Annotated in this window: 16 protein-coding genes; 5 read left to right on the top strand and 11 right to left on the bottom strand. The window is 43.9% G+C overall.

The genetic code is table 11. The features are described from left to right. Together VQ00_RS07005 and queF are read right to left on the bottom strand one after the other, a co-directional pair. The coding region (locus VQ00_RS07005; protein ID WP_052728397.1) for an Ltp family lipoprotein at nt 1-608 on the bottom strand (608 nt) is incomplete at its 3' end. Nucleotides 609-933: 325 nt separating this feature from the next. Further along, a complete protein-coding gene (queF, locus tag VQ00_RS07000; protein ID WP_046179435.1) occupies nt 934-1,431 on the bottom strand; it encodes a preQ(1) synthase in 498 nt (165 codons plus the stop codon). A gap of 77 nt (nt 1,432-1,508) precedes the next feature. Between queF and VQ00_RS06995 the strand changes: the two genes are divergently transcribed. Together VQ00_RS06995 and VQ00_RS06990 are read left to right on the top strand one after the other, a co-directional pair. Beyond that, the gene (locus VQ00_RS06995; protein ID WP_046179434.1) at nt 1,509-1,829 is read left to right on the top strand and encodes a thioredoxin family protein; all 321 of its coding nucleotides are present in this window, start codon (nt 1,509-1,511) and stop codon (nt 1,827-1,829) included. A gap of 56 nt (nt 1,830-1,885) precedes the next feature. Continuing rightward, nucleotides 1,886-2,461, top strand: a complete 576-nt coding sequence (locus tag VQ00_RS06990) for a beta-class carbonic anhydrase (protein WP_046179433.1) — start codon at nt 1,886-1,888, stop codon at nt 2,459-2,461. Nucleotides 2,462-2,478: 17 nt separating this feature from the next. On the opposite strand, the gene VQ00_RS06985 is transcribed toward VQ00_RS06990, so the two are convergent. Genes VQ00_RS06985 through VQ00_RS06975 form a run of 3 tightly spaced genes read right to left on the bottom strand, consistent with a single transcriptional unit; the run spans nt 2,479 to nt 4,229 of the window. Further along, the gene (locus VQ00_RS06985) at nt 2,479-3,615 is read right to left on the bottom strand and encodes an alcohol dehydrogenase catalytic domain-containing protein (protein WP_046179432.1); all 1,137 of its coding nucleotides are present in this window, start codon (nt 3,613-3,615) and stop codon (nt 2,479-2,481) included. 29 nt (nt 3,616-3,644) lie between these two features. Next, complete coding sequence (locus VQ00_RS06980) at nt 3,645-4,004, bottom strand: spore coat protein (RefSeq protein WP_046179431.1); 360 nt, start codon at nt 4,002-4,004, stop codon at nt 3,645-3,647. A gap of 18 nt (nt 4,005-4,022) precedes the next feature. After that, nucleotides 4,023-4,229 carry a hypothetical protein gene (locus VQ00_RS06975; protein WP_046179430.1) on the bottom strand — a complete coding sequence of 69 codons (207 nt, stop codon included), beginning with the start codon at nt 4,227-4,229 and terminating at the stop codon, nt 4,023-4,025. A 150-nt stretch (nt 4,230-4,379) separates the two neighbouring features. Here VQ00_RS06975 and VQ00_RS06970 point away from each other — a divergent pair, with 150 nt between their 5' ends. Together VQ00_RS06970 and VQ00_RS06965 are read left to right on the top strand one after the other, a co-directional pair. Beyond that, nucleotides 4,380-4,586: a hypothetical protein gene (locus VQ00_RS06970; RefSeq protein ID WP_046179429.1), complete on the top strand. Its 207-nt coding sequence runs from the start codon at nt 4,380-4,382 to the stop codon at nt 4,584-4,586. Next, the gene (locus VQ00_RS06965; RefSeq protein ID WP_046179428.1) at nt 4,583-4,879 is read left to right on the top strand and encodes a spore coat protein; all 297 of its coding nucleotides are present in this window, start codon (nt 4,583-4,585) and stop codon (nt 4,877-4,879) included. Before VQ00_RS06970 ends, VQ00_RS06965 begins: the two co-directional genes overlap by 4 nt. Nucleotides 4,880-4,954: 75 nt before the next feature. Here the strand turns inward: VQ00_RS06965 and acsA are convergent, their stop codons facing one another. After that, nucleotides 4,955-6,673 (bottom strand): acetate--CoA ligase, encoded by a 1,719-nt coding sequence (gene acsA, locus VQ00_RS06960; RefSeq protein WP_046179427.1) that lies wholly within the window; start codon nt 6,671-6,673, stop codon nt 4,955-4,957. A gap of 124 nt (nt 6,674-6,797) precedes the next feature. Continuing rightward, nucleotides 6,798-8,834 (bottom strand): catalase, encoded by a 2,037-nt coding sequence (locus tag VQ00_RS06955; RefSeq protein ID WP_046179426.1) that lies wholly within the window; start codon nt 8,832-8,834, stop codon nt 6,798-6,800. A 295-nt stretch (nt 8,835-9,129) separates the two neighbouring features. On the opposite strand from VQ00_RS06955, the gene VQ00_RS06950 reads away from it, so the two are divergent. Beyond that, nucleotides 9,130-10,170 (top strand): N-acetylmuramoyl-L-alanine amidase family protein, encoded by a 1,041-nt coding sequence (locus VQ00_RS06950; protein ID WP_052728396.1) that lies wholly within the window; start codon nt 9,130-9,132, stop codon nt 10,168-10,170. 42 nt (nt 10,171-10,212) lie between these two features. Here VQ00_RS06950 and lplA read toward each other — a convergent pair whose 3' ends face one another. The 4 genes from lplA to VQ00_RS06930 all read right to left on the bottom strand — a co-directional run bounded on the left by lplA (nt 10,213) and on the right by VQ00_RS06930 (nt 13,938). Beyond that, a complete protein-coding gene (gene lplA, locus VQ00_RS06945) occupies nt 10,213-11,202 on the bottom strand; it encodes a lipoate--protein ligase (protein WP_046179425.1) in 990 nt (329 codons plus the stop codon). Between the two features lie 82 nt (nt 11,203-11,284). Next, nucleotides 11,285-12,115 carry a DUF1206 domain-containing protein gene (locus VQ00_RS06940; RefSeq protein WP_046179424.1) on the bottom strand — a complete coding sequence of 277 codons (831 nt, stop codon included), beginning with the start codon at nt 12,113-12,115 and terminating at the stop codon, nt 11,285-11,287. A 154-nt stretch (nt 12,116-12,269) separates the two neighbouring features. Further along, nucleotides 12,270-12,617 (bottom strand): GGDEF domain-containing protein, encoded by a 348-nt coding sequence (locus VQ00_RS06935; RefSeq protein WP_046179423.1) that lies wholly within the window; start codon nt 12,615-12,617, stop codon nt 12,270-12,272. A gap of 109 nt (nt 12,618-12,726) precedes the next feature. After that, on the bottom strand, nt 12,727-13,938 hold the full coding sequence (locus VQ00_RS06930; RefSeq protein ID WP_046179422.1) for an NRAMP family divalent metal transporter: 1,212 nt from the start codon (nt 13,936-13,938) through the stop codon (nt 12,727-12,729). Between the last annotated feature and the right edge of the window lies 1 nt (nt 13,939).

Raw genomic sequence — 13,939 nt, 5'->3', positions numbered from 1 at the left:
TAACTGGCATCACTATTGCTAAAACCTTCAAACACTAACTGCTCGATTAAGCCGCTTCTTGAAAATGCAGTGTGATCTATATAATCTTCAGCCTTTTTTACCGCTTGTTGCTGTGACATCGTTCCCGCTTCTTGCTTGGCCTTCTCTTCCGCTGCTATTCTAGCTTGTTCTTCGGCTTCTTGCTTGGCCTTCTCTTCTGCTGCTACTCTAGCTTGTTCTTCGGCTTCTTTTTTGGCCTTTTCTTCTGCTTCTTGCTTGGCCTTCTCTTCTGCTGCTATTCTAGCTTGTTCTTCGGCTTCTTTTTTGGCTTCTTCAGTTTCTTCTTTGGCTTTTTCAGCTTCTTTTTGATTGTAAGCAGTAGTCGAAGGCGTTGGTGTTGCAGTATTACTATCAAAAGCTATCACAAAAATAAGGCTTATTATAAAAATCGAAAAAGTAACACCCGATACTTTAAATAATTTCTTTGCATTTCCATTTTTTAATTTAAAAAAGATAATCCCTTGAATCAAAAAAACTATTGTAGCCATGAACGCTAAAATAAAGATACTGCCCCAAAACCCGCTATTGATAACTAAAATAAGAATTGATATGACCAACCAAAAACCCATGGTTTCTTCCCTCCTTTTTTATAATTTCTTTACCTTCTATATTACTGAGTATTTAAGTAAATGTATTTAAAAATAAAAAAGCATTTTCCGACAAAATTTTAAAAGGTGCTCCAATTTAAAAAATGACAAACTAATATTGCTTAACAAATTAAAATAAAAAAAGGTATCTCTATTTGGAGATACCTTTTTTTACGTATAATGCGTGGTCACATCACTTTATTTTAAACTTCTGTTGGTCACACATTTGGTCACATTTTTAGAAAAAAGGCTGTTTTCGTGGTCACATTTCAGCGAATTTCGTGTGACCACGCTTATTTTCCTGCCCTTACCGGTTATCAATTTTCTCCGGATACAAATCATGATTCATCATGCGGAAGTCCGCCATTTCCTCATATTTCGTACCCGGCTTGCCGTAGTTCGTGTACGGATCGATGGAAATACCGCCACGCGGCGTGAATTTGCCCCATACTTCAATGTAGCGTGGGTCCATCAATTCAATGAGGTCATTCATGATAATGTTCATACAGTCCTCATGAAAGTCGCCATGATTGCGGAAACTAAATAAGTATAGTTTCAGCGATTTGCTTTCGACCATTATCACATCCGGGATGTAGCTGATGTAAATGGTCGCAAAGTCTGGCTGGCCGGTCATCGGGCAAAGCGACGTGAATTCCGGACAGTTGAATTTTACGAAATAGTCGCGGTTTTGATGTTTATTGTCAAACGTCTCCAGGACGGATGGGTCGTAGTTAAATACGTATTTTGTGCCTTGATTGCCGAGCAGCGTAATGTCTTTCAGTTCCTCTTCTTTTCGTCCAGCCATGCCGGAGCCTCCTTATAAATCATATTCTTTTTCATTATAGCAGAGACAGTTTACAATGAGAAAAAGGAGTGGTACGAATGCAGCACGTAACTTCATATACGGAATTTTCAGACGTTCTTTCATCCAGCGAAGCGGTGTTGCTTTATGTTTCAAGCCCTGGCTGTTCCGTTTGTCATGCCCTGCTGCCGCAGGTTAAAGCGCTTATGCAGGAGTTTCCCAGTGTGACATCTGTTTATGCAAATACGGGAATAGCGCCGGACATTGCCGGCCAATTGACTGTTTTTTCCGTGCCCGCTGTACTTTTCTTTGCAAAAGGCAAGGAATTATTCCGCGTGGCGCGCTTTGTTCCAATCGGGGGCTTAAGAAAAAGTATTGCCGATGCCGTGAAAATAGTTTGACAAAAAAACATAAAATCCTTCAAAATAATAAGTGAGAACTGAAAGGAGAGAGAATAGTGACATTACTGACTGATATTTTATCGTTTAATGAAACGTTTGTAGAAAATAAGGAATTCGAAAAATTTGCGACAGATAAATTCCCGGACAAACGTGTAGTTATTTTAACGTGTATGGATACACGCTTAGTCGAGCTTGTAACGGAAGCAATGAACTTCAAAAACGGGGACGTGAAAATTGTCCGCAATGCCGGCGCGATCGTCAATCATCCATTCGGATCGATTATGCGCAGCCTTCTCGTTGCGGTGTATCAGCTGCGAGCGGATGAAATATTAATTGTCGGCCATCACGATTGCGGCATGGGATCTCTTTCAAGCGATGTGATGATCGATGCGATGAAGGAACGAGGCATTCAGCAGGAAGTAGTAGACACACTTCGTCACGCCGGAATTGATGTAGACAAATGGCTGAGTGGCTTTAACAGCGTAGAAGAAAGTGTCCAGCACAGCGTAGAAATGGTAAAGTCCCATCCATTAATGGTGGATTCTATCCCGGTACACGGGCTTGTTATTAACCCTTCAACGGGCAAACTGGATCTTGTTGTTGATGGATACAAAAAAGAAGCGGCCCTATAAGGCGCTTCTTTTTGTTTTTATGGTTTCAGCACAACTTTTATGCAGTCATGTGTTCTTGTGTCGAACATTTCATAGCCCTTTTTTGCTTCATCAAGCGGTAAAATATGCGTGACTACATCGCTCGGATCTACTTTTCCTTCCGCGATCAGCTGATACAAATGAGGCATGCGGTGGATAACCGGCGCCTGGCCTGTTCGAACATTAACATTCCGCTGGAAGATATCCCCCATTGGAAATCCATTGTATGCACCGCCATATACACCGGTTACTTGAACGGTACCGCCTTTACGAACAGCCTGGCTGGCGATAATAAGACCGCCCATAGCGCCGCCATGAAGTTTCATTCCGGTGGCGAGAAATTCAATTGGCGTCATTTTCCCGCTCATTCCAACGCAGTCAATAACCACATCTGCTCCGCCGCTTGTCATTTCTTTCAAATGATTGCCAATATTTTGTTCATCTTCAAAGTTTACAATTTCCACTTTGTTTGTTCTCTTCGCATGTTCAAGGCGGTAACCGACATAATCGACCGCAATCACGCGTTTTGCCCCTTTTAACCAGGCAAATTTTTGGGCAAGCAATCCCACCGGTCCACAGCCTAGGATAATGACTGTGTCGCCTGCTTTTACACCGGCATTGTCAACACTCCAGTGTGCGGTTGAAGCGGCATCCGCAAGCAGAACGAGCTTCTCATCCTCGACCTCACTGTCTTCCGGGATTTTAAACGGTGTAAAATTCCCATATGGTACGCGCATATATTCTGCTTGCCCGCCGGGATATCCTCCTGTCGTGCCGGTATATCCAAAATAAGCACCCATGTCGCCGTTGTCGTTGGAATTGTCGCATTGGCTTTCAAGCTCATGCTTACAGAACCAGCATTCCCCACAGCTAATATTAAATGGAATAATCACACGGTCCCCTTTTTTCACCTTTGTGACAGCCGGGCCTACTTCCTCTACGACTCCCATCGGTTCATGTCCGATAATATAATCCTCTTGAAGATTCGGGATCATGCCGTGAATCAAATGCAAATCAGAACCGCAGATTGCCGTTAATGTAGGCTTGACGATAATATCATCCGGTTTTTGAATAGTGGGCGCTTTTACTTCTTTTACAACAACTTCTTTTACGCCTTGAAATGTGACAGCTTTCATTTGTTGAGCCTCCTCCACGATGGTTATGTTTATTTTGGCGGGGTTGGAAACAACCCTTTTCGATTTGTGTTGTTCGGGAAGAGCGGCAGCCGGGCAATATCCACGGCTGTTTCGGCGGACTTAATATCCATTTGAACCTGTTTGTCCACGTCATATGGATGAAGCCAGCCTTTGTGCAGCATTAACTCGGTTACCTCGCCGTGAAGATCAATACCCTGCTCCAGATGTTTTATAAGCACGGATCGGACTTCCGGGGTAGCTGATTCCGTTAACGCAACGGCACAGTTCCTTACCCCATTTTTAACAGACAGCAAAAATTCAAGCGCAATGGCGGAATCAGCAAGTTCAGGCATTCCCACTGAATTAATCGGATCTAAATAATCGTTCACATTTTCCACCTCCAAAAATTAAAATGTTCTGGCTCCTTTATAAAGCTCTAATAATTCATTCATCTGATGAATCGATTGCTGTGCATCTTTTTCCATCATCGCTTTTAAATCACTGTCAAAGCAGACACCCTGCATCAATTTTGATTTCAGCATACAGATGGTTTTAAAGTTCACCATTTCATGCAGCTCCATTGTTTCATGAAAAGCCAGCCCTTTCTGGTCCATGTTCATCACCCCCATAGTTAGTCACACTATTCATTTTTCCTTTTGTTTTCCCGTTTTATTCATAAAACCGAAATTAGCTGATTGTTGAATAAGCAGAAAGCAAAAAGCCACAATAAGAAGCGTATATGAATAACTGGAAGGGTGATAAACGTGGAAAACAGTTTAGGACAGCATGAATCATTAGAGGTGCATGAATTAGTCGTTTTTAAAAACACATGTACGGCAAAATCTTACACAATGAGTACGCTGGCACAGGATCCGGAATTAAAAGCACTGCTGGATGCAGATGCACAATCAGGCCAGCAGCACCTTCAGCAGCTGAAGCAATTTTTACCAGGAGGGGAAACAAACCAATGAATGATTTATTTAAAAACATGGCAGGGATGGGCGGCTTGACGGATCAGGTTATTGCATCCGACTTTTTGATTTCTGCCAAATCCGGCGTGAAGACTACGGCATTTGCACTCACAGAAGCCGCAACGCCCGAATTGCGGTCGGCCTTGCGTGAGCAGCTGATGGCGGCCATTTCAACCCATGAAAGCATCAGCAGGTATATGATTGAAAAAGGATATTATCATCCCTATAATTTAGATGAGCAGGTAAAGGTGGATACAGCTTCTGCCCAAACAAGCCAAAACCTTGTAAATTAAAGGGCGGCCATGTTAACGGTCCTGTTTTTGCGTATAAAAAAGAGAATCCCGCTCAAGCAGGATTCTCTTTTCTATTTACTCTTCCATTGTGGACAGATCACCTGTGGGCAGTCCGAGCTCCCATGCTTTTAATACGCGGCGCATGATTTTGCCGGATCTCGTTTTCGGTATCGAATCGCGTACTTCAACCATTTTTGGCGCCGCATGAGCAGCAAGCTTTGTTTTTACGTGCTGGCGAATCTCTTCAAGCAGCTCCTTGCTTTCTTCATAGCCCGGTCTCAATGTAATAAAAGCTTTGATCACTTCTCCACGGACCGGATCTGGAACTCCGATTACACCAGCTTCCGCAACTGCCGGATGCTCCACCAATTTACTTTCCACTTCAAACGGCCCAACTCGTTCTCCTGACGTGTTAATGACGTCATCGACGCGTCCTTCAAACCAGAAAAAGCCATCCTCGTCTTTATAAGCAGAGTCACCGGTCACAAACCAGCCGTTTAAAAAGTAGCTTTCATATTTGTCATCATTGTTCCAAATTTTCCGCATCATGGCCGGCCACGTCGGTTTAATCGCTAAGTTGCCCATCCGGTTTGGCGGCAGCTCATCACCTTGATCCGAAATAATCGACATTTCAATGCCGGGAAGCGGTTTGCCCATTGAGCCGGGACGCATGACGTTACAGCGGAAATTGGCACAAACCGATGAACCGGTTTCGGTCATCCACCAGTTATCGTGAATGCGCATGTTTAATGCTTCTGCTCCCCAGCGAATGACCTCCGGGTTAAGCGGTTCGCCTGCTGATAAAAGATGACGCAATTTTGACAGGTCATATTGTTTTGGCAGCTCGTTGCCGGATGCCATTAACAGGCGAAACGCAGTCGGTGCACTAAACCAGACAGTTACCCTGTATTTTTCCAGCGTTTCAAACCACTCTTCTGCCCGGAAGCGGCCGCCGCGAAGTACATTCGTCACACCATTCAGCCACGGGGACCACATGCCGGCAGACGTCCCTGTTACCCAGCCTGGATCGGCAGTGCACCAGTACACATCATTTTCATGCAAATCATACGTCCACTTGCCGGCCAAATATTGATGCACCATCGCATCATGCACTTGCAATACCCCTTTTGGCTTACCGGTTGAGCCAGATGTATAATGGATGACCATCCCATCTTCACGATCCACCCATTCGATGACATACTCATCTGAGTGACTCATCAGTTTGTCAAATGAGATGATGTGTTCTTCATCTGTTTCTTGTCCACCAACAACAATCACTTTTTCAAGATCCGGCAAGTCGTGAAACGGAATGCGCTCCAGCAGCTCAGGTGTCGTTACGACTGCTTTTGCACCGCTGTCTTCTAAACGGTCTTTCACGGCTTCTTCCATAAACGCTTCGAATAATGGCCCGCTAATTGCGCCAATTCGGATAATGCCGAGCATCGCAAAGTAGAGCTCTGGGCTGCGCGGCATAAAAATAAAGACGCGATCCCCTTTTTCAATGCCAATATGTTTTAAGCCATTGGCAAATTTGCACGAATTCACTTTCATTTCTTCATATGTATACTGCTCATCGCGTTTTCCGTCTGTAAAGTAAAGAGCGATTTTGTCTGCTTTTCCTTCTTCCACATGACGGTCAATCGCTTCATGGACCATGTTCACTTTGCCTGTTTTGAACCAAGTAAAATGCTCTGATACTTTTCCCCAATCCGCCTCTGTAACCGCTTTCTTGTAATCGCGTAAATTAGCATCTTCCGGCAGTGCGGCCATCTCCTGGCTAAATTGAACGCTCATCTTTTCTCCCCCCCTTGTTCTATAACAATACATTTTGAGTATACCATAATATGAATAATCACAGTAAAAATGATTTTTGAAAAAAGAAAAAGCACCAGTGTTGCCACTGATGCTCTTCACTTCTTTACACTTGTCGATTCCAATGACGATGCTCGGCCAATGCAGTTAAAAACGTATCTGCATATTCTTTTGAAGGGGATGCTTCCGAGACAACGCCTTGATCTGCAGGAAGATTTGCGATTAAATCAACGCCGTCATCTGTTGCACCAACCGTTTTAAAATGCTCGTACGCTTCTGTCAAAAAGGCTTTTGCCTGCTTTTTCGCTTTCGGATCAGCGGCTAACCCGCCTGCTGCGTACACACCGTCAAACAAAACGGAATCCGCAGTCAAAAATGTATGATCCACTTCAAGCTCTGCTCCGTCGTCGCCTTTCAGCGTTCCCTGCTTCGTACTCACGACTTCAGGACGGGTGCCCGCTTTTTCAAAGGCTTTATAAATTTCTGTCATTTCTTTTCCTGAGAATCCTTCACCCGCGAGCACTGCAATTTTACGTGTCGCCACACCTTTTACCGGATTTTTTTCCTGGCTTAATGCGTCAGAGGATTTTGTCACCGTTGATTCTGGTACGTCCGTTGGCGCCTGTACACCAATCGCTTCCGCCACTGTTTTTGCCAATTCTACATTTACATTCGCAAACATATTCACGACTTGCTGACGAACGTCTTTGCTGTTTACTTTACCAAGCTCAAAGCTAAATGCTTCAATAATATGTTCTTTTTCCACGTCTGTCATGCTGTTCCAAAACATGGTTGCTTGAGAGAAGTGGTCTTTAAAGCTGTCACTGCGGCGGGCCACTTTACGCCCTTCTACTTTTTCCTGATAATGAACGTATCCGCCGTCTTCTTCCGTCGCCGGTGCCGGAGTATTTTGAGCCAGCGAGTTTTTATGGTAGCTCACTTGTCCGACATTGATTGTTTGACGTCCATACCCATCCCGCTGGTTGTTAAAGAACGGACAAACCGGACGATTAATCGGCAGCTCATGGAAGTTCGGACCGCCAAGGCGGATCAGCTGCGTATCTGTATAAGAGAAAAGTCTTCCTTGCAGAAGTGGATCGTTTGTGAAATCGATCCCCGGTACAACGTGGCCCGGATGGAAGGCGACTTGTTCTGTTTCGGCAAATACATTATCCACATTACGATTTAACGTCATTTTCCCAATTATTTTAACCGGTACATCTTCTTCCGGCCACACTTTTGTCGGATCCAGGAGATCAAAGTCGAATTTAAATTCATCTTCCTCGTCAATCATCTGTACGCCAAACTCAAATTCAGGATAGTCGCCCATCTCAATTGACTCCCACAAATCGCGGCGGTGGAAATCCGGATCTTTCCCGGCGATTTTCTGTGCTTCATCCCAAACGAGCGATTTAATGCCCAGCACCGGCTTCCAATGGAACTTAACAAAGCGTGCTTTCCCTTGCTCATTCACAAAGCGGAATGTGTGTACACCAAAGCCTTCCATCATCCGGTAGCTACGCGGAATCGCGCGATCGGACAGGTGCCACATAATCATATGAGCGGATTCCTGGTTATTGGCAACAAAGTCCCAAAACGTATCATGTGCACTAGCCGCCTGAGGCATTTCATTATGTGGCTCTGGTTTCACTGCATGAATCAAATCAGGAAACTTAATGGCATCTTGAATAAAAAAGACGGGAATGTTATTTCCTACAAGGTCATAATTTCCTTCTTCTGTGTAAAATTTCGTCGAAAAGCCGCGTACGTCGCGTACTGTATCACCTGATCCGCGAGAACCAGCCACCGTTGAGTAACGGACAAATACAGGTGTTTTTTTAGAAGGGTCCTGCAGGAAGCCTGCTTTTGTATATTCTTTCATTGATTCATATACTTCAAAATAACCATGCGCCGCATAACCACGTGCATGGACGATTCGTTCCGGGATACGTTCGTGGTCAAAATGGGTCATCTTTTCACGGAAATGAAAATCTTCCATTAGCGTAGGTCCGCGTTCTCCTGCTTTTAAAGAGTGCTCATCTTCTGATACACGAAGTCCTTGGTTAGTAGTCATTTTTTCCCCTTGATCCTTTACACGAAACTCGTCAAGCTGTTTATCCTTGCTGTTTTCATTAATTGCCATGTGGCAGCCCCCTCTTTAATAATTAAGTTAAAACTCATTCTTACATTACGTACCACTTTTTCAGAGGGACAAAACAATTAATTTAGAATCATTTTAAAATTCGGGCTAATTTCATGGATTTTGTTTTACTTCAAAGCACGTTTTCCAACAAATTCTTTGAAAATCAAAAATAATTAGGGGAATTTCCCTTTTATTCCGATCGATTTTCTTACAAAATTAATCATTATTTTTGCGGATGTGGCCGTTTCTTCCAAATGATACAATGAAAGTGAAATTATCAAATAGGCGGTGGATTATGGAAAATAAAAGATTGGGCATTTTATTTATCTTTTTAATGAGCTTTGTTGTAATGGGAGTACAAGAACACCAGGCTTTTGCTCATTCACAAACAGGCACGATTACAGGGGATCGCGTTAACGTGCGGGAATCACCATCACTTACGGCTTCTGTGCTTGGACAAATAAGTATGGGTGAACGCATTGACATTCTTTCTTCTCAAAATGGCTGGATTCGTATAGCCTATGGAAACGAAACGGCCTGGGTGAGCGGGCAATATATTCGCACAGGTAAAAACGAACGGCCGGCTTCATCCAATCAATTTGTCCATATACAAACAGAGGGAACTAATTTGCGGAGCGGCCCTTCTACTTCGTCCGCTGTAGTTGTTAAAGGGTCTGTTGGAGAGCGTTACCCGATCGTCGGCCGCAGTGGCGACTGGATTAAAATCCGTCTCGCAAGTGGAAATGAAGCCTATGTAGCAGACTGGGTGGTTTCTTCTGCAAAAGCTGTTGCATCCACTCTGCAAGGCAAAGTCATTGTTCTTGATCCCGGCCATGGCGGCGTTGACGGAGGGACATCCGGTTCCCTCGGCACGATCGAAAAGAACGTGACGCTTCAAACAGCTAAGAGGCTTTCTGATGAGTTAACAAGAAGCGGTGCTACAGTTATTTTAACGCGGTCTGATGACCAGTTTGTCCCGCTTCCTGCGCGGACAGAAGATGCACAACAGCACGGTGCGGATGCTTTTATCAGTCTTCACTATGATGGGGCGCACAGCCAAAAAGCAGCCGGCTTCACCACCTATTATTATCATTCCGGGCACAAACAGCTGGCCCGTTCCGTTAATCAAGGATTATATGGGACGTTATCGTCTTCTAACCGGGGAATAAAAACAGGGGACTATTTTGTTCTTCGTGAAAATCACCGGCCAGCTATTTTATTAGAACTCGGTTATTTAACAAACCCAAACGAGGAATCATCCATCGTTTCAGCTGCGTATCAAGCAAAGGCTGCAGCTGGTATTCGCGACGGGCTGCTTTCCTATTTCACATATTAACACCAAAAAGCGCCGGTTTTTTTATCCCGGCGCTTTTTAGTCTTAATAAATTAGTTCAACGATGTCATCCAGCGTTACATTTCCAAAATAGTACTGCATATTTAATGAGTCCAGTGACCGGCGGATTGCCTCTTTTTCGTGATTAACGCCGATCAGCGCTTTTTCGACCTCATGTACATCACCCGCACCGAAAAAATCACCGAAAATACGTGTTTTTTCGATTTTTCCTTTTTTCACATCAAGACGGATATCAATGAGCCCGACTGGAAAACGATGAGAGCGCTCAACATTAAAGGCTGGCGATTTGCCATAATTCCATTCCCAGTTTTGATACCGTTCTTTCGATATTTGATGAATCGCTGCCCAATCTGCTTCAGTCAGTACATATTCTTCGATTTTCGATTCACCGCCAAAAATATTTTGCAGCACAAATAGGCGAAATTCCTCAATCGTCATTTTTGAATTAATCAAATCCGAAATATTTGCGACGCGGCTTCGAATCGATTTAATGCCTTTCGATTCAATCTTGTCTTTGCGTACTTTAAGAGCTGAAACAACTTCATCCATATTGGTATCGAATAAAAGCGTACCATGTGTAAACATTCGCCCTTTTGTTGAAAATTGAGCGTTTCCGGAAATTTTAAATCCGTTCGCTGTCAGATCATTGCGTCCGCTTAACTCCGCATTTAACCCGAGTTTGTTCAGCGCCTCCACAACTGGTTCGGTGAATTTACGGAAATTATGAAAGCTGTCTCCGTCGTCTTTTGTAATAAAACTGAAGTTTAAATTGCCAAGATCATGATACACAGCCCCGCCGCCTGACAATCTTCGAACAATATGAATATGATTGTCTTCCACGTAATCAATATTTATTTCTTCAATTGTATTTTGATTTTTGCCGATAATAATCGATGGCTCATTAATATAAAAAAGCAAATAAGACTCCTCGATATCTAAATGCTTAACCGCATACTCTTCAATTGCAAGGTTCAGCCGCGGATCTGTAATTCCTTTATTATCAATAAAAAGCATCAGGCACCTCCGAATGTTAATAGATCAAATGTAGCACATTGAGATTTCTTCTCAAAGAAAAAAGCACCCGTTAGTGGGTGCTTTACCTTCTGCCAAAGTCCATCCGCTGATAGCGCCCGCGAACAACTTCGTATACGCCATATAAAATAAGTCCCGCTGCGACAAGACCAAGCAAAAACTGTCCGAACGGCTGAGAGGCGAGTTCTGCGAGTGCGCCTCCAAACCCTTTCGTTTCATCTGGATTCGCCGTGATTGCCGTCTGAATAAAGAAAAATCCGGTCATTGCAAGAACAACTCCGCGCGCCATCAACCCCGCTTTTCCAGCATTCCGTGCAAGACGGACTTCTTTATTCTTCATTTCATGCGTTTTAAAGTATTTCATGAATTTTTCTTTGAAACCTCGATATAATTCAATCAGTCCATAAATGATAATAATCAGTCCAATCAGCCCGACAATCCATTGTCCGAATGGCTGGGCAAGCAGTTTCGCTGATATGGTTTTTTCGGAGCTGCCGCCACCGCCTGTTTGCATAGCAAGTTTGAAAGCTGTCAACGCTAAACTTCCATAAATAACGGCACTGACTAAATAACCAACTCTCTTTACAATTCCTTTTGCATCTGAGCCATTATGTTCAACATCTTTGATTGATTTTAGCAGCTGCCATACCACATACCCGATCAATCCAATGCTAATCAGCCAGAGCAGCAAGTTACCGAACGGTTCATGTGCAACGGTTGACAGCGCGCCGCTCGTTCCTGTCGTTCCCCCGCCCATTCCGGCCGCTGCGAGCATTGCAAAAATGCCAACTAGCGCATAAACAGTCCCTTTTGCCATATGGCCAAATCGGCCGAACCGTCGAATCCATGGTTTTGCTTCGTGGGCTTTTGAAGCAATTTCATTTTTCACTGGCATCTTATATCCCTCCTCGTATTCCTATTCTTTCTATTCTATTCCCGCTTTTCATTTTTGCTCAAACTGGTAAATTTTTTGTCTCATTTGCTTGGTCATGATACTAATAGGCATAGAATTTCTTCTTTAAATGGATAAATCCATCGTGAAATTTGAATCAGTGGCCTTTGTTTTTTGAACGGTATAATAAACGGCCTGCTTCTCTCATAAGCTTATCAACCGGCACTTCTTTCGTATCCACAAGACCAGCTGACAGGCAGATTCCATTTACTCGACCATTTTGAAATGCCGCGCTTTTTTTCACGAGTTCTTCTGCCAATGTACGCGCCTCTTGTACGGATCGGTTCATAACCGAGACGCCAGATTCATCCCCGCCAAACCGAAATTCGTATGAATCTTCCGGGATAATGCTTTTTATAATCGAAACGGTCTTTTCAAGCATACGATTTCCTTCTTCGTGGCCAAATTGATCGTTTACCTTTTTAAATTTATCTAAATCCATCATTAAAGATGCATGAATTCCTTAATGAATCCGGTTTGACGACATAATCCGGTTCCAATAACCACCACTTCACAAAAAAACAGGGCTTTCAGATTGAAAGCCCTGTTTTTTATTAAAATAATGTTGGCAATTGATTGATTAATGTGTAGCCGCCCATAAAAGCCATTAATACCACAACAATAATCCCCGCGATTGTCATCCAGATCGGATGACGGTACTCACCAACGATTGATTTTTTATAAGCCGCAATCAGCATAACGCTAAGCGCAACCGGCAGAATCAGGCCATTTAATGCTCCGGCTAAAATAAGCATTTTCACCGGTTTACCAATTATTGTAAAAATACCAGTCGATACTAAAATGAACCCGACAATAATAGCCTTGTCATATTTTGCAATCATTGGGTGGAACGTGCGGATAAATGAAACAGATGTGTAAGCCGCTCCGACAACAGACGTAATTGCCGCAGCCCACATGACCACACCAAACAAGCGGTATCCGATGTTTCCTGCAGCCTGCTGGAACACAGACGCCGGTGGGTTTTCCGGGTCAATCGGCAAGCCCTGCGCCACAACACCGAGTGCAGCGAGGAATAGGAAAATACGCATAATAGAAGCGATCCCAATAGCAGACACTGAGCTTTTTGTTACTTGTGGAACTGCGTCGATACCTTTTATTCCCGCATCTAAAAGACGATGTCCTCCAGCGAATGTAATATAGCCGCCAACGGTACCGCCGACAAGAGTGACGATGGCAAGGAGATCAATCGTATCCGGGGCAAATGTTTTAACAACCGCTTCCCCTACTGGCGGGCTTGCTTTAAATACCACAAAAAGGGTAAGGGCAATCATGACAAATCCCATTATCTGTGTAAACTTATCCATCAGCAAACCCGCTTCTTTCACAAGAAAGATCGCAATGGCAATCACAGCACTGATAATGGCGCCCGTCACCGGATCTATACCGAAAATCACGTTGACGCCAAGGCCCGCTCCGCCGATATTGCCGATATTAAAGGCAATGCCGCCAAGAACAATAAGTGCGGCAAGTACATAGCCCAAACCCGGGAATACAAGATTCGCAATATCCTGTGCCCGTTTCTCCGCTACAACAAGGATTCGCCAGATGTTCGTCTGAGCGCCAATATCAAGTAAGATCGAAACTAAAATAACAAAACCGAAACTGGCGGCCAGCTGTTCGGTGAAGACTGTTGTCTGCGTTAAAAATCCCGGTCCAATGGCGGAAGTCGCCATTAAAAAGGCAGCGCCTAAAAGAATACTCCAATTTGATTTTTCTTGCTGTTGAAGCTGTTGTTTTTTTGACATT

This window comes from Domibacillus tundrae (genome assembly GCF_000970675.1).
In the GTDB taxonomy this organism is placed as follows: domain Bacteria; phylum Bacillota; class Bacilli; order Bacillales; family Domibacillaceae; genus Domibacillus; species Domibacillus tundrae.
The sequence above is the reverse complement of the archived record's forward strand: the minus strand, read 5'-3'. Positions and strand labels throughout refer to the sequence as shown.

What these genes read in the sequence shown, in the direction of transcription:
- VQ00_RS06965 (WP_046179428.1), top strand. Translation starts at nt 4,583, where the DNA reads ATGAATGATTTATTTAAAAACATGGCAGGGATGGGCGGCTTGACGGAT.
- VQ00_RS06950 (WP_052728396.1), top strand. Translation starts at nt 9,130, where the DNA reads ATGGAAAATAAAAGATTGGGCATTTTATTTATCTTTTTAATGAGCTTT.
- lplA (WP_046179425.1), bottom strand. Translation starts at nt 11,202, where the DNA reads ATGCTTTTTATTGATAATAAAGGAATTACAGATCCGCGGCTGAACCTT.
- VQ00_RS06975 (WP_046179430.1), bottom strand. Translation starts at nt 4,229, where the DNA reads ATGGACCAGAAAGGGCTGGCTTTTCATGAAACAATGGAGCTGCATGAA.
- VQ00_RS06940 (WP_046179424.1), bottom strand. Translation starts at nt 12,115, where the DNA reads ATGCCAGTGAAAAATGAAATTGCTTCAAAAGCCCACGAAGCAAAACCA.
- VQ00_RS06935 (WP_046179423.1), bottom strand. Translation starts at nt 12,617, where the DNA reads ATGATGGATTTAGATAAATTTAAAAAGGTAAACGATCAATTTGGCCAC.
- VQ00_RS06995 (WP_046179434.1), top strand. Translation starts at nt 1,509, where the DNA reads ATGCAGCACGTAACTTCATATACGGAATTTTCAGACGTTCTTTCATCC.
- VQ00_RS06985 (WP_046179432.1), bottom strand. Translation starts at nt 3,615, where the DNA reads ATGAAAGCTGTCACATTTCAAGGCGTAAAAGAAGTTGTTGTAAAAGAA.
- VQ00_RS06955 (WP_046179426.1), bottom strand. Translation starts at nt 8,834, where the DNA reads ATGGCAATTAATGAAAACAGCAAGGATAAACAGCTTGACGAGTTTCGT.
- acsA (WP_046179427.1), bottom strand. Translation starts at nt 6,673, where the DNA reads ATGAGCGTTCAATTTAGCCAGGAGATGGCCGCACTGCCGGAAGATGCT.
- VQ00_RS06930 (WP_046179422.1), bottom strand. Translation starts at nt 13,938, where the DNA reads ATGTCAAAAAAACAACAGCTTCAACAGCAAGAAAAATCAAATTGGAGT.
- queF (WP_046179435.1), bottom strand. Translation starts at nt 1,431, where the DNA reads ATGGCTGGACGAAAAGAAGAGGAACTGAAAGACATTACGCTGCTCGGC.